The following is a 17,316-nucleotide window of genomic DNA, read 5'->3' on the forward strand; positions in this document are numbered from 1 at the left end:
CGTGTCGGCAGCGATGCCCTGGAAGGGAATGAAACGGGATGTTTGAAACGAGACCACTGAATCCGATCCGAAAAGCCGTGCTTGAACAGGGCATCGGACAAGGATTCGAGGAATTGCTGCAGCGGGTCATTTCCAATGCTCAAGGCATTAAAAGCAGCATCGTCACCCTTGTGGTGGACGGTACGCATGGTGCCGATTTTCAGGCGCTGCTGATGCGTTTGATCCCGTATGCTGAAGAGCGTGGATTTCGCTTTGTTGCAGCGGATGTATATGGTTATCTCAAGTCGGGTGTGGAACTGCGTGAGCATTTCAGCGCGAATATAACGGACAATCGCGCTTTTGGATATGTATCGGAGGAGAAAATCGATGCTTATTTCAGGAGCGGGGCTCGGAGGGAATGGGCGGAATACGCGGACGGGTTAACGGAATCGGCCGAGGATCGGGTGCGGACGTTATTGGTTGTATTTGGCCCGGGTGCTAAGTGGCTGTGCGATGGACGCGGGGATATCTCGCTGTTTCTCGACGTATCAAGGGAATATCAGGAGATTGCCCATAAACAAGAATTGCTGAATTTCGGCATGAGCTGGAATGCGGATGCAGTCGAAAAATACAAAATAGCTTATTTCGTGGAATGGCCGATCCTGGAAACTTATCGCAAGGAGCGGTTGCCATCGTTTGACGTCTATGTCGACATGAATAATCCGGTCTGTCCGGTGCTGTTAACCGCGCGCGACCTGATGGCCGTGATAGAAGATATTGCGCGGTTCCCGCTGCGCGTTAAACCTTTTCTGATGCCGGGGGTATGGGGCGGCCAATATTTGAAAAAAGTGGCAGGTTTGCCGGAGGACATGATCAACTGCGCCTGGAGCTTTGAGCCGATAGCGCCGGAAAATTCGGTGCTCGTAGCAAAAGGAGAACGGGTTGTGGAAGTCCCTTTTCTGCTCGTCATGGCGTATTCCCATCTGGATCTGATCGGCGCCCGTAATGTCCGTTTGTTCGGCGATTACTTTCCTGTGAGGTTTGACTATTTGGATACGATGGATGGCGATAACCTCTCCTGTCAGGTACATCCCAAGCAAGCTTATATCCGGGAGCAATTCAACGAATTCATGGAACAGCAGGAGTCTTATTACATCATGGAAAAACAAGGCGACGCCAAAGTGTATCTCGGATTGACGGAGTCGTGTTCGCCGGAATCGTTCCGGGCGGCTGCCGATCGGTCTCAGACTACCGGGGAACCGATGGCCTTCACGGATTATGTTCAGGAATGGACCAGTGAAAAAGGCGATCTGTTCTTGATTCCGACGGGGACGGTCCACTGCTCCGGCAAGGATAATTTCGTACTCGAGATTTCGGCGACGACTTGGTGGTTTACCTTCAAAATATATGACTATGTGCGCAAGGATCTGGATGGAAAGCCGCGTCCGATGAACATACAGCACGCTTTCGATAATATTGACTTTTCACGTAAGGGGCATGGGGTGCGGGAGCAACTGATTCCAAGGCCGATACTTCTGAATCAGCAAGGAAGTAATAGGGAGTATGTGCTTGGGGAAAGAGACGATCTGCTTTTTTATGTTAACCGCATCCATTTGACGGACCGCTGGGAGGATGCAACTGATGACGAGTTCGTCTTGCTTAATTTGGTCGAAGGCGAATGCGTGCGCATCGTTTCGCTTGCCGATGAATCGGTCTTCGTCGAATTTAGTTATGCGGAGTCCTACATCATCCCGGCTTCGTTCGGCGCCTACGCGATCGTGAATGGTGGAGGCCAGCCCTGCAAGCTGATTAAAGCAGGCGTTTCGAAACGATGGGAGATCAGCCTGGTTGATACGGATGGATGATATCGTACTGGCCTTTGATGTCGGCGGCACATATGTGAAAGCGGGCATCGTGGGGAGCGACGGGAGTCTTCTTGAGCCTTTAAGCATCTATCCCGCCCGCGCAGGGGAAGCGAAAGAGGAGCTGCTGCGGCATTTTGCCGATCTCATCGCGGATCAAGCAAAGCGTGTTTCTGCCGGAAACAGGATTCGGGGTGTCGGAATTGCATTTCCGGGTCCCTGTGATTATGAACGGGGAATTTGCCGGACACGGGGCTTGAATAAATTCGATGCGCTCTATGGCGTCAATCTCAAAGAAGAGCTGACAAACCGAATCGCCATCATTCCCGGTCTGCGGGATCGGTGGAGCGATGCTCCTGCGGTGGCCATTGAAAATGATGCGGCGTTGTTCGCGCTTGGCGAATGCGCCTTTGGCGCGGGTCACCCTTACGAGAAGACGATTTGTTTGACGATTGGCACGGGTTTCGGCTCTGCCTTCATTCGCAAGGGGCGGTTGATCAAATCGGGGCATGAGGTTCCCCCGTCGGGATGGCTGTATCGTTTGCCATATCGGTCGGGAATGATGGACGACTACATCTCGCGCAGAGGCATTGTCCGCCTTGCCGGGGAAATGGGGATCAAGGGAGTGCCTAGCGGCGAAGAAGACGTGAAGCATCTGGCGCAGCGGGCACGCTTCGGCGAAGGAATAGCGGTTCAGCTGTTTCGTGAGTTCGGCCATAGGCTGGAGGAAGTATTGCTGCCCTTTATCCAATCTTTCCGGCCTGAAGCCATCATCCTCGGTGGCCAAATTGCCCAAAGCGCGGATCTTTTCGTTTCGGAGGCGATAGGCAGCGTACCGGTTCGAGTCTCGCCGGATCTGTCGGTAAGTGCACTCCGGGGAGCATATCGGCTTTTTGCAGAAGATGGGAAGGACTGAATACCGGGACTGGAATTGTGGGCCGCAGCGGTCACTTTGCACGATATCAACAACTTATTTCAGTTTTGAGCCATAAAAAATGATGTGAGGGGATGTATTTAATGAATCGATTGGGCCGTAAATGGCGTATTTTTGTCATCCATCATTCGCATACGGATATCGGCTATACGGAAAGGCAAGAGCGCATTGAGCAATACCACGTTGATTTTATCCGGCAAGCGGTGATGATTTCCAAGGCCATGAGGTCAGGAAAACATGACGATTGGAAAGGGTTCAAATGGACCTGCGAGACGTTTTGGGCGGTTGAACGGTTTCTTGGCGAAGCTTCTGACGAGGAAAAAAGCGATTTTGCGGAAGCGGTGCGGCAAGGCGACATTGAGTTGTCGGGCACCTATCTGAACATGACCGAGCTCGCGGATGAAGACCTTCTCCGCTCGATCCATGCCAAGGCGGCTGCATACGGCCGTTCGATCGGCTGCCCCGTGGATTCTGCCATGACAGCCGACATTAACGGCTACAGCTGGGGGTACGCCAAGAGTTTGCTGGATGCGGGGATACAGCATTTGTTCTCCTGTATTCATACTCATCACGGTATGTTTGCCTTGGGGCGCAAGCAGATTCCATTCTGGTGGGAAACGCCGGGGGGAGAAAAGCTGCTCGTATGGAACGGGGAACATTATATGTTCGGCAACGAACTGGGATTTTGCCCGGACGGCGTGGGCAGCTACATGATCCGGGATGAATTCCATACGCCTGCGATCGTGAACAATCGCGAGGAAATTATGGAAACGCGTATCGGGCGTTATTTGCTCAAGCTCGAAGAAGAGGGATATCCGTATGACTTTGTGCCGGTCATGGTTTCGGGCCTCGCGACGGACAACGGCTCGCCGAACGGCGAAATCGCCAGCGCCATTCAAGCCTGGAACCGTGAGCATGGGGGCGAGGTTCAGGTACAAATGTCCACATTAAGCCGTTTTTTTAGCCATTTGAAAGAGCAAGAAACGGAAATTCCGGTGTATCGCGGGGATTGGCCCGATTGGTGGTCGGATGGCGTGAATTCCACGCCGATGCATACCCAGTTATTCCGGGATGCCCAGCGAACACTGCGCAGAGTCAAACAGCTCGACCCGCAGCAGCAGCTCATCGGTATTCAAGAGTTGGCGGATATCGAACAGCAGCTAGTTATGTATGCCGAACATACATGGGGATTTCATGCCTCCGTTCATTCGCCTTGGGAGTGGAACGTGCAGATGCTTGAAGTGCGCAAGCTGGCTTATGCGGCCAACGCAAGCCGGATGGCGCACGGAGCTTTGGATAAGGTTCAAAATGGGCAGGGCGGGTCTCTGCTGCGTCCCGGACGTGCCTTCCGCTACCGCGTAGTCAATACGGAGCCGGTTGCTTGCAAGCAATATGCCGTATTGGAATGGGACGGTTTCGAGAATGAACGGTTCAAAGAGGGACTGGAGGTCATCGATGAGGAGAGCGGACGGAAGGTTCCCCATCAGGCCGGCAATCAGCAGGTGTCGATTGAAGTGGAATTAAAGCCCGGGGAGCAGAGGCGGTATAGTCTCCGACCGATGAAGGCCGAGAAATCGGGGACCACGAGCAATCTCAAGCTGGTCGGGGCGGATACGGTTTATGATATGGAGGATATCTATTCTTCTGGCACTGCGAAAGATGCGGTCCTGGTTTCGGAGCAAGGTGCAGAGTCTCCATATGTGAAGATTCGCTGGGGCGAAGAAGGGATCATCTCCTGGGTCAACAAAGCGACGGGTGAAGAACTCATTCGCAACGACCGGAAGCATGGGGCGTTTACGCCTGTATACGAGTATACCCCGGCAGTGGGTCCGGTGACTTCGTCAACCATGTATGCAGCGCGCAGCGGGATGGGCCGCAACAGGAAGGGACTGAACGTGCAGCGCTCTACAGGACGGATGGTGAAAGCGAAAGCCGTATCGAACGGTCCGTTGTTCGGCGTTGTGGAACTGCAGTTCGAAACACGCGGCATGAGCTGTTATTCCGTGTTCCTTAAGCTTTATGCCACATCCGGTAGAGTGGATGCCTCCGTCCGCTTCCATAAGGACAGCGTCTGGGAACCGGAGAACGTGTATATTTCCCTGCCGTTTACGTCGGGTTCTACGGATGCCGAAACGTTATGGCTGGATAAGGCTGGCGGACCTCTTCGCCCTTGGATAGACCAGCTGCCGGGAACGCTGCTTGACTATTCTTGCATCCAAGAGGGATGGGCCTATGTAGGACAAAACGGTTCTGTCATGGTGGCTGCGCCGGATACGCCGCTTGTTCAACTCGGACCTCTGGAATACGGACAACGAATGCTCCATTCCCAGCAAAAACCTGGAGCGGAGACAACACGTCCGCTGTACATCTGGGCCATGAGCAACTACTGGGAAACCAATTTTAAAGCGACGCTCGGCGGATTCTATGAATTCCGCTATGTCATCGAATGGAATAAGGACATTCATACACCGGAGCAAGCGATTGGGCAGTGCCGGGCGATGAGCTCGGGGTTCGCCGTCTGGCGGATTGAGCCGGATGGTACTTGTAACTCATAATACTTATAGCCGAAGTCAACAAAAACGGATGGGAAGCATTCGGCACTTGTTGATCATTCCATAGATCTACCACCCTTCGTGATGAGGGGTGGTTTCTTCTTTTTCTATGATATCGAGCTGTTCTCCGCGTACCTAAATAAAAAAAAGTGATCCCAGTAAAAGTAATTTATTTACAACGTAACAATGTTATGTTACATTATTCAGCGAGGAGGCGATGTCATGAACGAAGAAGATCTCATTTCGAAGAAAGAACTACTGGAGCTAACAGGCATCTCCTACGGACAACTGTACCGCTGGAAACGTAAGAATCTGATTCCCGAAGCATGGTTTGTCCGCAGGTCATCCTTTACGGGGCAAGAAACTTTCTTTCCGAAGGATAAAATATTGCAGCGAATTGAACGTATCAAAAACATGAAGGATGGATTATCCCTCGATGAGCTGGCGGATGTCTTTTCACCAAGCTCCCATGTGGAATCTCTCTCCACGCAAACTCTCATAAAACGTAACATTGTTACATCATTCGCCATAGAATTGTTTGAAGAGGAGTTTGGAAGACAGGAGACGTTATCCTTTAACGACATCCTAACGGTATATCTTCTGCAGAAATTGCTGCAAAGCGGAGAAATCACCCGTGAAGAAGGAAAAATGCTGGTTACGGTCATGCGGGAAAACTACGGCGCTTTGGCAGCGAAACCATGCGAGCTGGTATTGATCCGCAAAATGGGAGTTCCTCTGTTATTCCTGGCAGAGTCGGCGGAACAGATTTATTTTGACAAGGATGTCAAATGGATCTTCCGTTTGTCCCTGGCAGCATCCATTGAGGAGTTGAAACTGAAATTAAACAATACGGAGGCATAGAGCATGGATACGAGATCTGAATTGCAAATTTCCGGCATCGGCCGGTCACAAGGCGGGAGCTATTCGCATGTCAGAACGGACGGCATGGCCAAGATCAATGGGAACACCGAATGCATTTCCCTCGACAGCAACGGAACATTGACTATTGAGGGGGCGCTGACAAGCGAGACCGTTTCGGTGAACGGAACGGCGACAGTAGAAGGCGGGCTGAAAACAAACCGGATGGTTCTTGATGGCATGGTATCGCTTAAAGAGCACGTGGTTTGTCAGGAACTGCTGACCGTGAATGGACGTTTGTCCGTTGGGCGGGGGCTTGACGGGGAACGGGTAGAAATATTCGGCAGCTTGAAAACAAGAGATGACGTGCAGTGCGAACTGTTGTCCGTTCATGGGGGCTTCAGTATCGACGGACTGCTGAACGCGGGCCTCATCGACGTCAAAATGAATATGCCCTGCAAGGCGCAGGAAATCGGCGGGGAGAGCATTACGGTCAGACGCCTCAAGAAATTCAGTGTTCTCGAACAGTTTGTTCCGGCCCTCTCCGCGAAGTTGCAGGCGCATACCATTGAAGGCGATGACATCTACCTGGAGCATACCGAAGCCGAAATCGTGAGAGGCAATGACGTCATCATTGGCAAGGGCTGCAGGATTGGTCGCGTGGAATACAAAAACCAACTGACGCAGGACGAAGATTCCCACATTGGAGCAGCTTATCAAATCTAATGGGTCGATGTCTAAAAAGGAGGAAAAGAACATATGGTAGCAAACGGGAATTTGGGCGGCAGTCGCGGCAACATGAAAATTACCGGCAATGGCAGTTCGAACGGAGGCGCTTTTCAACATATTAAAATTATGGGTGACGCTGTCATCAACGGAGATGCGGATTGCGAACTTTTCAAATGCATGGGCAATGCCAAGGTGAACGGTTCGCTCCATGCTGGAAGTGCGTCCTGCAACGGAACCATGAAAGTCACGGACAGAATGCGTGGCGGAAGCATCAAAGTGCAGGGTGAGATGAAGGTAGGCAATGAGCTCTCTGCCGAAAACGTATCGATTACTGGCGAGCTGTCGGTAGGCGGCCGAATGTCGGCAGGAAAGGTGAAGATCAGCGGCGAGCTTCATGTCAACGAAGACTGCCAGATGGAAGAATTGCATATCAAGGGCATGGTTGAGGTCAATGGCATGCTGAATGCCGAGCAGGTGGACATCAAGCTATATGGCTCCAGCCGCTTGCGAGAGCTGGTTGGAAGCCACATCCTGGTGAAAAAAGGAATCGGACTGCCGTTCCTCGGCAAGTTCATTCAAGGTACGGAAGGTTCGCTAACAGCGGAAACCATCGAAGGGGATACCATTGTGCTGGAAAATACCAAAGCATCGGTCGTACGTGGAAGAAGCGTAACGATTGGTAGCGGATGTCGCATCGGCCTAGTTGAGTATCAAGATGAATTCAAGCAGGACAGCGAGGCTTCGGTTATGCAGTCGGCTCAAATTAACCTGTAAGAACAAGGAGGGTAAGAGCGAAAGATGGCCGTGAAAAAAAACAGACTGGGCTTTATTGTTGCTGGGCTTTTGCTCGGCATCCTAATCGCTGCCATTGATAATACGATCGTGGCGACGGCGATGGGGACGATTATCGGGGATTTGGGAGGGCTCGATCAGTTCGTATGGGTCACTTCCGCTTATATGGTAGCCGAGATGGCGGGAATGCCGATCTTCGGAAAACTGTCCGATATGTACGGAAGGAAGAAGTTTTTTATTTTCGGCGTGGTGGTGTTCCTGATCGGATCCATGCTTTGCGGAACGGCCCACAGCATTACGGAGCTCAGCATTTACCGGGCCATTCAAGGGATCGGGGGCGGCGCGTTGATTCCGATTACCTTTACGATCATTTTTGACATTTTTCCGCCGGAGCTTCGGGGCAAGATGTCAGGAATGTTCGGAGCCGTATTCGGCGTGGCGAATCTGTTTGGCCCCTTGATGGGCGCGTACATTACGGACTTTTGGCATTGGCGCTGGATTTTCTACATTAATGTACCTCTCGGACTCATTGCGTTTCTGCTCGTTGTCTTCTTTTACAAAGAATCGCATGAGCACTCAAGGCAGAAAATCGACATATGGGGTGCGGCAACCCTGGTGGGAGCAGTTGTCAGCCTGATGTTCGCACTTGAGCTGGGCGGCAATAAATATGCCTGGGATTCCGTGATTATCCTTGGGTTGTTTGCAGCGTTTGCTTTGCTGTTCATCATCTTCCTGTTGGTGGAGAGAAAGGTAGCGGAGCCGATCATTTCGTACGAAATGTTCCGCAAAAGATTGTTTGCTGCGAGCAGCGCAGCCGCTTTGTTTTATGGGGCGGCATTCATTACGGCAGCGGTATACATTCCGATTTTCGTGCAAGGGGTTATGGGAGGGAGTGCGACTAACTCCGGGTTAATACTCCTCCCGCTCACGCTCAGTTCCGTTGTGGCTTCACAGGTGGGCGGTATGCTGTCCTCCAAAATGACGTTCCGAAGAATCATGATCTTCTCCGCAGTTGTCTTCCTGCTCGGCATGTTTCTGTTGGCGTCAATTACGCCGGAGACCTCGCGTCTGGTGCTTTCCTTCTATATGATGATCACCGGGTTTGGCATTGGCTTCTCCTTTTCCGTTCTGAGCATGTCAGCGATCCAAGGCATGGAGCTGCGGCAGCGCGGATCGGCTAACTCGACGATTTCCTTCCTGAGGTCGCTGGGAATGACAATCGGGATTACCATTTTCGGCATCATTCAGCGGAATGATTTCAAAGGTCAATTGACAGAGAAGCTGGGGGGAACGGGTCAAGGTATGCCAGCGAATGCCGATCCGCAGCAAATGTTGTCCCCAGAGGCGAGAGCGCTGATCCCACCTCAAGTGATGGAGAAGATCAGCTCGGCGCTGTCGATTTCCGTGGACCATGCTTTCCTGTGGGCACTGATTCCGGTCTTCTTCGCTCTCGTGTCCGTGTCCATGATGGGAGCCGGGCGCATGCAATTCGCCAAAGGTCCTTCAGCGGCGCAGACGAAAAGCCGGGAGGCATAGAGTGAAAGTAGACGAATTCCTTTTATTACGTAAAATGCGGATCAGCGGGTATGTTTTGGGGTAATGCTGAATAAATAGCTCATCAGGGAGGCTGATATTCATGAAAGTAATCATTACCCAAGAGGAAGCCGTCGAAAAGGGAATCTGGTCTGACGTAATGAAAATGTTCGGAGTAGATGATGAAGATGAAGTATGGCCTAGCGAAGAATATATTTTGACCGAGGAACAAGCCCGCCGGCTCCAATTGATACCTTGATCCGAGCCCGGTGATGAGTTGATCGATTCGTCCAAAAGCGCCCCTAAAAGGGCGCTTTTCTTCTATATAAAGTCGATAAGTGAAAAGATGATTTTTTATTCCCAAAAACAAGAGGCGGGTTCCTTGCCGGTGTTGTACACCGAAAGGGACGCCGCCTTCACGTGTAAAACGGATACATGCAGTTCTTAAAAATTCGGTCCGCTTACGCCATCCTCAACGACCTGATTCTTCGAATCCGAAGAATCATTGCTGATGCCGGACTCGCCGGAATGCACGGCGATCAGCCGGTTTTGCGGACGATAAGTGTCACGGGAGACCTGATTGCGCTCGACAACCTTCCCATTCACCTTTTTAACCTGATACGTCTCCACAATATATCCCGGTTTGCCCTCCTGCAGCACTTCCTGCGCTCCGACCGGAATGTCCTTGTTCTGCACGAACTTCTCCGTTACAGGCAGCGTTTCTATGGTGCGCGACTCCAGCGAATACTCGGTATTTTGGGGGAAGGTGCCGAAGAACTTCACCGTCAATGTGTTGCCGTCCACGAAGGCACGGATAATAAGTGATTTGCCGGTGGTATTTTTGAAACGGAAATTAATGGACCCCTCGGCAAATGTAGCGTCCAGGCCTTTTGGCAGGTAGCTGACCGGGAGGGAATGATTGCGGCGTTCCACAATTTGCAGCCCCGTGCGAAGTGCTGCGTTATATACCGTGCTGGACACCTGGCAGATGCCTCCGCCGATCCCCGGTACCAGCTTTCCATTGAGAATGACGGGTGCCTCCCGGAATCCGTATTTCTCTTCAGCCTTCGCGATGACCTTGCCGTAATCGAAAAAGTCTCCCGGTTTCAGTTCCATTCCATCGATAGCCTTTGCGGCTGAACTTACATTATAGATGCGACCTGATGCGCTTGAACCGAGCCCTGTGCTGAATTCGATGATTTTACGGTCAATGCCCTCTTCCTTCAGACTCTTTACCGTAACTTCCGGTTTCATTGTATATAAAGGAAGCTTAACTTTTAGCGGCGCTGAATCCGCATCGGTGCCGGCGAAGCTTTTCGGAATGATGGCCGTCACCGTTTGGGTGAGGGTTTTCCAATCTATGCGAAGGGCGGAGATCTCAGGCGTATATACGATTTCATCCGATGGGGTAATCCGGCGAGAGGCATTCACGGACTTTCCGAAATATTTTTCTTCCCAATCAGGGCTGAACGTTTGCTTCATCAGGGATATATTCCAATGCGGCGTAACACTCCACTCCTGCTGGAATTGTTGCCTTGCGTTCATCCGCTCGGCCCAGCTCCCCTCGTACAGGCGCGTAACCGCGCTGCGGAAGTCATCTGCTTCAAACGTGACTCCGGCGTTCTTTAGCGTGAGCGTGACATCCGGCACGTCATGGACATTCGTGTAAAGAGTGAGCGTTTTTTGCTGAAGTGCGTTTAGTTTGGCATTCAGCTCCTTCAGCACCTCGTCCTTTTTCTTTCCGCCCACATCCCATCCACCCACTACGACATGATTTGGAATCGTATTCTGACTGATATAGAGATGGATCCCTCCTGCGGCGAGGGAACCGATTAGCCCGATACTGGCGATGATGATCAGAATGAGATGAATTTTTTTCATGGCGCCCACCTTTTTCGCTTCTTATTAAACGTAATTGATTGTACCTTTCATATATATGTAAGAAAATTGGGAAAATTTCGGGTACTCAAAAGGTAACAAATTTGTTACAATGAAAAACATCGTGATGATTTCTAAAGTTTTTTAAAGGAATTAGCTGGAACATGTCGAAATTATAATGGCTAATTATGTAACTAGGAAGTGATAATGAAGTGATTGAAATGCAGGATGTGTGGAAGACATACCCCAACGGAACCCATGCGCTACAAGGAGTATCCGTCAAGATTGACCGTAATGAGTTCGTATATGTCGTCGGACCGTCCGGCGCAGGCAAATCGACTTTTATGAAGCTCATTTATAGAGAAGAAGTGCCAACGAAAGGGCAGATTTCTGTAAACGGGTTTAATATAGGCAAACTGAAGCAGCGCAAGATTCCTTACGTCAGACGCAATATCGGCGTTATTTTTCAGGATTTCCGGCTTTTGCCCCGGCTTACAGCTTATGAGAACGTAGCTTTCGCCATGGAAGTTATTGAAGCCCCGAAGCGACAAATGAAAAAACGCGTGATGGAAGTACTGGATCTGGTGGGCCTTAAGTCGAAGGCGAACCGTCAGCCAGCCCAGCTCTCCGGCGGAGAGCAGCAGCGGATTGCCATCGCTCGCGCCATCGTCAACAACCCTTCCGTTATCATTGCGGACGAGCCAACCGGCAACCTTGACCCCGAAACCTCCTGGGGCATTATGCAGCTGCTGGATGAAATCAATTTCCGCGGAACAACCATTGTTATGGCCACTCACAACAAGGATATCGTGAATACGATGCGCAAACGCGTCATCGCGATTGAACAGGGCAACATTGTGCGCGACCAGCTGAGAGGAGAATACGGATATGACTTTTAACACCTTCTTGCGGCATTTGCGGGAAGGGGCGAAGAACGTATTCCGCAACGGCTGGATGTCCGTCGCATCCATTGTATCCATTATCGTATCTCTATTCATTTTGGGCGTATTTATTCTGCTTGTACTGAATGTCAATGCTGTCGCCGACAAAGCGGACAAGCAGGTACAGATCCGGGCATACCTGAATTTGAACGTGGACCAGAAGCTGCGTGAGGCGGTACAGAAGGAAATCGCCGCGATGCCTGAGGTCAGCAAGATCGATTTTATTTCCAAGGAACAAGGATTGGATGATTTCCGTAAGAGCATGGGTGAAGAGGGCAAGGATCTTCTCGAAGGCTTTGACAAAGACAATAACCCGCTTCCGGATGCGTTCAAGATCGAAGTATATGAACCGACCACGGTTCCGTTTGTAGCCAAAAAAATTGAAGCGCTCAATACAACGCATACCGAACAGCAGCCGATTATGAAGGTGAAGTACGGTAAAGGAACGATTGAGACGCTGTTTAAGGTGACGCGCGCGGTGCGCAACATCGGTTTTATTTTCGTAGCAGGCCTGGCCCTGATGTCGATGTTCCTGATTTCGAATACCATACGGGTAACCATTCTGGCACGGCGCAGGGAAATTGGCATTATGAAGCTGGTTGGTGCGACCAACACGTTCATCCGCTGGCCGTTTTTCGTGGAAGGAACACTGATTGGACTCATCGGCTCATTGATTACGTTATTGCTCCTGTTTGTGGGCTACGACCGTTTGGCCGCATCTGTCGGCTCGGATATTTCGTTACAAATGTCGTTGCTGCCTGTGAGTGATTTGTGGCAGTGGGGCGGACTTTTATTGATACTCGGTGTGCTCATCGGCATGTGGGGAACAACACTCTCCATTCGCAAATTCTTGAAGGTATAGATCAGTCATGCAAGTTGCTGCTAAGCCCGGGATGATTCCATATGGAAGATGATTTGGAAAGGATGGGGAACGCAAGTTGAAAAAGATAGTTTCTGTACTTGCCGTCGTTTTGCTGGCGGCCGCAATTTTCCAGCCCTCTGAGGGTTATGCCAAGAAAAGAACCGTCGATCAGATCGAGCATGAACTGAAAGTTCTGCAGCAGCAGGCGCAGGCCGCCAAATCGCAGAAGGAAAAGGCCGATTCGCAAAAGCAGGAAGCTCAGCATTACAAAAACAAAACTTCGCAAAACCTGCAATATGTAATGGACCAAATTACTCAGGTGAGCAATAAAATGACGGGCATTTCGGTTCAAATCGATGCGACGCAGGATCAGCTTCGGACGACAGCGACGGAGCTGGATGCCGCAGAAGACCGGATTCAGTCCCGTGAAAAAATGCTGGAGTCCCGCGTCAGATTAATGTATACGGACGGGAGCGTTTCTTACCTGGAGGTGCTGATGTCCTCCACAAGCTTCTCGGATTTCCTGGAGCGGGCTGATTCGCTTAAAAACTTCGTGGATCAGGACAAGGATCTGCTGGAGCAGCATAAGAAGGACAAGGCACTGGTATTGGACAAGAAGAAAGAACTAGAAGGCCAGTATGCCAAGGCAAAGGATCTGTACGCCGAGATGGAGAGCCAGAAATCCATTCTGGACGAGAATGAGAAGCAAAAGCAGATCCTGATAGCCAAGTACGATCAGCAGATTGAGGAAAACGATGACATCAGCGAAGAGCAGAATGAAATGCTCGTGAACCTGGTGAGCAAACGTTCCGCGCTGCAGCAGGAGAAAAACAAGCTGAAAGCGGAAGAAGCTGCAAAACGCGCGGCTGCAGCTAAGGCTGCTGCGGCGAAGAAGGCGGCGGCAGCGAAGAAAAAGGGCAGCACGACTGTTGCAAGCTCAGGAGGCTTTAGTGGAAACGGCGGCCCTCTGTATATGCCAGTAAGCGGTGCTCGCATCTCGTCGGGATTCGGACGAAGAGTCCATCCGGTGACCGGAGAAGTCGGGAAAATGCATAAAGGCGTTGACCTGGCGGTTCCGCAAGGAACCCCAATCCACGCAGCAGATGAAGGAACGGTAACCTTGGCTGAATGGTGGAGCGGCTACGGCAACTGTGTTATTATCGATCATGGAGGCGGTATGTGGACGCTTTATGGCCATATCCGTACCGGCGGAATCAAGGTTAAGGTTGGCGATCATGTCAGCCGCGGCCAAGTGATCGCGGAATCCGGAGCGACAGGACAAGTTACAGGTCCCCATCTGCATTTCGAAGTACGTGAGAACGGAACCGCTGTAAATCCGATGCCTTATTTGTAGGCGTATAAATATTCCGTACAAGCCGGACATATACTAGAGTGGTTGGAACTGGTCCTGTAAGGCTTGGCCGGAGAATAAAAGGCGGTGATCACACTTGAAAAAACGTACGGTCGTATTGTTGGTCCTTCTGGCGATGCTGGGCGGAAGCGTACTGACGCTGGCATTGACAGGTTCAAGTTTTGCCACGCAAGCAACGACGGGACAAGGAGTGCTAGCGAGCATATCCAGCGGCCTGAAGCAGGATGAAGCTAAAAAAATCGGTACAGCTCTGGATCTGATCCAGTCGAATTATTATCAGGATGTGGACCGCAGTAAACTGGTGGACGGTGCCATTAACGGGATGATGCAGTCACTGGATGATCCATATTCCTCCTATATGGGCAAAAAAACAGCCGAAGAGTTCGAGGAAACCATTGAAGGCTCCTTCAGCGGCATTGGCGCTGAGGTATCTTCCGAGGATGGCAACGTCGTCGTGGTATCTCCAATTAAGGGCTCGCCAGCCGAGAAAGCGGGGATCCGCGCGAAGGATGTTATCCTGACCGTTAACGGGGAATCGCTGCACGGTTTGGAACTGAATGATGCGGTATCGAAAATTCGCGGTCCAAAGGGCAGTGAAGCCAAGCTGACGGTTAAACGAAGCGGTTCTACCGCACCGATCGAATATACCATTGTCCGTGCGGACGTGGACGTTGAGACTGTGAAGGCTCATATGGAACCAGGCAAAATCGGCGTTATCGAAATTACCCAGTTCTCGCTGAACACGGGCGATCGCTTCAAACAGGAGCTATCTAAGCTTGAAGGCGAGGGAATGCAGGGTCTCGTGATTGATGTCCGAAACAATCCTGGCGGCGTTCTATCCGTAGTCATCGATATAGCCGAGCAGTTTGTGCCTAAAGGCAAGCTGATCGTTCAGGTAGAGGACAAGAACAAGAAACGCGATCAGAGCGTTTCCAAGGGAAGCGGCAAATCCTATCCGGTTACCTTGCTGATGAATAAGGGCAGTGCCAGCGCCTCGGAAATATTGGCGGGTGCGCTTCAGCAGTCCGCAGGGGCGAAGCTGATGGGCGAGAATTCCTTTGGTAAAGGTACGGTGCAAACGAGCTTTAGCAAGCAGCTCGGCGACGGCAGCCTGTTGAAGATTACCATTGCCAAATGGTTGACGCCAAACGGAAGCTGGATTCACAAGAAGGGCATTAAACCGGATATTGCGGTAGATCAGCCGGATTATTTCTCGGTGGCACCGATTAACAAGGAAAAAACCCTAAATTACAATATGAACAATACGGATATCAAGAGTGCGCAGGTTATGCTGGATGCACTCGGATACAAGCCGGGACGCAAAGACGGATTCTTCGATCAGAAGACGGAAACGGCCGTGAAGTCGTTCCAGAAAGCGCAGAAGCTGAGCGAGAGCGGCGATGTTGACGCGAAGACAGCGGAAGCCCTGGAAACGGCGCTGATCAAGCATATACGTGATCCGAAAAACGATAACCAGTTGAAGGCCGGGATCGCTGAGGTCCAGAAGGAAATCGCAGCATCCGCGTCGAAACATTAAAGAAGGCTTATAAGCCTTCTTTTTTCTTTGATATTATATAAAATGAAATTACCGAACTCATTCTAATGCATTTTAAAAGTAACGTTTCATATGGGAAGGAGAGTGACATGACGTTGGAAGTCGCTTTGGAACTGCTTTGGCATTGGACGGACGCAGTGGTGCAGTTGCTGCTGCAGCCGTTTTACTATATTTCGATATTGTTTATGATGCTGGTGTACCGGAGGCAGGTGCTGCTGGAGCGAAGGCTCTTCTCTGTGCGGCTGCACAGCTGGGGGCTGCAGACCTGGCGGACCCTCATCGGAGGTCTGCTTGCGGGCATTAGCGTATCCGTCGTCATTGCCTTTCTTGGCATTTCACTCTCTCAGCAGGCAGTGTGGTGCATATGGATTGTTGCGATCATTCTGCTGCTGTTCCGTGTACGCTATTTATGTTTCGCATATTCCATAGGTATCCTTGGCATCATCCAATTTGTGATCGGCTTCTTTCCGGACTGGAATCCGGACGGAATCGCAGGCACAGCGGCGGAGACCGTTCGCGGACTGGACATCCCGGCACTCCTGGCCCTCGTGGCCGTTCTGCATCTGGCTGAGGCACTGCTCGTGAAGCTTCAAGGCGCCGGGTTCGCTAATCCGGTCTTTATGGAGAGTAAGCGGGGCAAGCTGGTCGGCGGGTATCAAATGCAGGCATTCTGGCCGATTCCGCTCTTCTTGCTGATTCCGGCTCCATCTGCGGGAGCGCTGCTCCCTTGGACTCCATTGCTTGGAGGAGACGGCTGGAGCAGCGGCTTCAGCATGGCTGCACTCCCGGTGGTTATTGGCTTCAGTGAGATGACCCAAAGCATGCTGCCGCAAGTTAAGGCGGACAGAACTTTCAAGCGTCTGCTTGTCTACAGCTTTGCCCTGTTGGCAATTAGCCTGCTGGCTTCCTGGTGGAAGCCGCTGATGATTGCCGCAGCCCTTGTCAGCATACTGGTCCATGAAGGGCTGCTGTGGTACAGCCGTCTGGAAGAGCAGCAAAGCAGCCCGATGTTTGTGCATCCGCAGCAGGGTCTGAAGGTGTTGGCTGTCATTCCGGGCAGTCCGGCCGAAAGCTTGGGTATACAGGCCGGTGAAGCGATCGTGAAGATTAACGGTATTTCCATTCGTACCAAGGAGCAGATGCATGCGGCTCTGCGAAAAAATCCAGCCTTTTGCAAGCTGGAGGTCCGCAATCTTCAGGGGGAAAGCAAATTCCTGCAGCGAGCAATCTACGCCGGAGAGCATCATCAGCTTGGCGCTATTCTAGCCCCTGATCCGGATGTCGGTGTCGCGCTCGTCATGAAGCCGGTTAGCATTTTCCAATTGATCGCTATGAAGGTACAGTCGAAGAACAAAACAAATGAAGCTCAACTCGGTAAACCGCGTGATGGTGATGCCGCAGAAATGTAAATGCTTTGATCCGGCGGATCATAAACAAAGGGCAGGGAGATATGATCTCCCTGCCCTTTG

14 protein-coding genes are annotated in these 17,316 nt (G+C 51.3%); 13 read left to right on the forward strand and 1 reads right to left on the reverse strand.

Annotated elements, in window-relative coordinates; all coding sequences use genetic code 11:
• Positions 1–38: 38 nt before the first annotated feature.
• From GRF59_RS23955 to GRF59_RS29505, 8 genes are all read left to right on the forward strand, one after another.
• Positions 39–1,844: a class I mannose-6-phosphate isomerase gene (locus GRF59_RS23955; RefSeq protein WP_160500220.1), complete on the forward strand. Its 1,806-nt coding sequence runs from the start codon at positions 39–41 to the stop codon at positions 1,842–1,844.
• A complete protein-coding gene (locus GRF59_RS23960) occupies positions 1,837–2,757 on the forward strand; it encodes an ROK family protein (RefSeq protein ID WP_237392028.1) in 921 nt (306 codons plus the stop codon). The genes GRF59_RS23955 and GRF59_RS23960 overlap by 8 nt, the downstream gene beginning before the upstream one ends.
• 101 nt (positions 2,758–2,858) lie before the next feature.
• Positions 2,859–5,330, forward strand: coding sequence for a glycoside hydrolase family 38 N-terminal domain-containing protein (locus GRF59_RS23965; RefSeq protein WP_237392005.1), 2,472 nt, complete (start codon positions 2,859–2,861; stop codon positions 5,328–5,330).
• A 219-nt stretch (positions 5,331–5,549) separates the two neighbouring features.
• On the forward strand, positions 5,550–6,188 hold the full coding sequence (locus GRF59_RS23970) for a YhbD family protein (RefSeq protein ID WP_160500223.1): 639 nt from the start codon (positions 5,550–5,552) through the stop codon (positions 6,186–6,188).
• Positions 6,189–6,191: 3 nt separating this feature from the next.
• Positions 6,192–6,911, forward strand: a complete 720-nt coding sequence (locus GRF59_RS23975; RefSeq protein WP_160500224.1) for a polymer-forming cytoskeletal protein — start codon at positions 6,192–6,194, stop codon at positions 6,909–6,911.
• Positions 6,912–6,944: 33 nt separating this feature from the next.
• Positions 6,945–7,688, forward strand: a complete 744-nt coding sequence (locus GRF59_RS23980) for a cytoplasmic protein (RefSeq protein ID WP_160500225.1) — start codon at positions 6,945–6,947, stop codon at positions 7,686–7,688.
• A gap of 24 nt (positions 7,689–7,712) precedes the next feature.
• Complete coding sequence (locus tag GRF59_RS23985) at positions 7,713–9,242, forward strand: DHA2 family efflux MFS transporter permease subunit (protein ID WP_160500226.1); 1,530 nt, start codon at positions 7,713–7,715, stop codon at positions 9,240–9,242.
• Between the two features lie 100 nt (positions 9,243–9,342).
• Positions 9,343–9,498: a hypothetical protein gene (locus tag GRF59_RS29505; RefSeq protein ID WP_202128829.1), complete on the forward strand. Its 156-nt coding sequence runs from the start codon at positions 9,343–9,345 to the stop codon at positions 9,496–9,498.
• A 185-nt stretch (positions 9,499–9,683) separates the two neighbouring features.
• On the opposite strand, the gene GRF59_RS23990 is transcribed toward GRF59_RS29505, so the two are convergent.
• The gene (locus tag GRF59_RS23990; RefSeq protein ID WP_160500227.1) at positions 9,684–11,120 is read right to left on the reverse strand and encodes a VanW family protein; all 1,437 of its coding nucleotides are present in this window, start codon (positions 11,118–11,120) and stop codon (positions 9,684–9,686) included.
• Positions 11,121–11,329: 209 nt separating this feature from the next.
• Here GRF59_RS23990 and ftsE point away from each other — a divergent pair, with 209 nt between their 5' ends.
• The 5 genes from ftsE to GRF59_RS24015 all read left to right on the forward strand — a co-directional run bounded on the left by ftsE (position 11,330) and on the right by GRF59_RS24015 (position 17,256).
• Entirely contained in the window at positions 11,330–12,016 is a 687-nt protein-coding gene (gene ftsE, locus GRF59_RS23995; RefSeq protein WP_160500228.1) for a cell division ATP-binding protein FtsE, read from the forward strand.
• Positions 12,006–12,920, forward strand: coding sequence for a permease-like cell division protein FtsX (ftsX, locus tag GRF59_RS24000; protein ID WP_160500229.1), 915 nt, complete (start codon positions 12,006–12,008; stop codon positions 12,918–12,920). Before ftsE ends, ftsX begins: the two co-directional genes overlap by 11 nt.
• A 76-nt stretch (positions 12,921–12,996) precedes the next feature.
• On the forward strand, positions 12,997–14,274 hold the full coding sequence (locus GRF59_RS24005; RefSeq protein ID WP_160500230.1) for a murein hydrolase activator EnvC family protein: 1,278 nt from the start codon (positions 12,997–12,999) through the stop codon (positions 14,272–14,274).
• A 133-nt stretch (positions 14,275–14,407) separates the two neighbouring features.
• On the forward strand, positions 14,408–15,829 hold the full coding sequence (locus GRF59_RS24010; protein WP_160500306.1) for a S41 family peptidase: 1,422 nt from the start codon (positions 14,408–14,410) through the stop codon (positions 15,827–15,829).
• Between the two features lie 107 nt (positions 15,830–15,936).
• Positions 15,937–17,256 carry a PDZ domain-containing protein gene (locus tag GRF59_RS24015; RefSeq protein ID WP_202128830.1) on the forward strand — a complete coding sequence of 440 codons (1,320 nt, stop codon included), beginning with the start codon at positions 15,937–15,939 and terminating at the stop codon, positions 17,254–17,256.
• Positions 17,257–17,316: the final 60 nt, after the last annotated feature.

This window comes from Paenibacillus dendrobii (assembly GCF_009807035.1).
Classification (GTDB): Bacteria; Bacillota; Bacilli; order Paenibacillales; family Paenibacillaceae; genus Paenibacillus_AQ; species Paenibacillus_AQ dendrobii.

Coding starts and splice junctions, on each gene's coding strand:
- GRF59_RS23955 (WP_160500220.1), top strand. CDS start 39: ATGTTTGAAACGAGACCACTGAATCCGATCCGAAAAGCCGTGCTTGAA.
- GRF59_RS23960 (WP_237392028.1), top strand. CDS start 1,837: ATGGATGATATCGTACTGGCCTTTGATGTCGGCGGCACATATGTGAAA.
- GRF59_RS23965 (WP_237392005.1), top strand. CDS start 2,859: ATGAATCGATTGGGCCGTAAATGGCGTATTTTTGTCATCCATCATTCG.
- GRF59_RS23970 (WP_160500223.1), top strand. CDS start 5,550: ATGAACGAAGAAGATCTCATTTCGAAGAAAGAACTACTGGAGCTAACA.
- GRF59_RS23975 (WP_160500224.1), top strand. CDS start 6,192: ATGGATACGAGATCTGAATTGCAAATTTCCGGCATCGGCCGGTCACAA.
- GRF59_RS23980 (WP_160500225.1), top strand. CDS start 6,945: ATGGTAGCAAACGGGAATTTGGGCGGCAGTCGCGGCAACATGAAAATT.
- GRF59_RS23985 (WP_160500226.1), top strand. CDS start 7,713: ATGGCCGTGAAAAAAAACAGACTGGGCTTTATTGTTGCTGGGCTTTTG.
- GRF59_RS29505 (WP_202128829.1), top strand. CDS start 9,343: ATGAAAGTAATCATTACCCAAGAGGAAGCCGTCGAAAAGGGAATCTGG.
- GRF59_RS23990 (WP_160500227.1), bottom strand. CDS start 11,120: ATGAAAAAAATTCATCTCATTCTGATCATCATCGCCAGTATCGGGCTA.
- ftsX (WP_160500229.1), top strand. CDS start 12,006: ATGACTTTTAACACCTTCTTGCGGCATTTGCGGGAAGGGGCGAAGAAC.
- GRF59_RS24010 (WP_160500306.1), top strand. CDS start 14,408: ATGCTGGGCGGAAGCGTACTGACGCTGGCATTGACAGGTTCAAGTTTT.
- GRF59_RS24015 (WP_202128830.1), top strand. CDS start 15,937: ATGACGTTGGAAGTCGCTTTGGAACTGCTTTGGCATTGGACGGACGCA.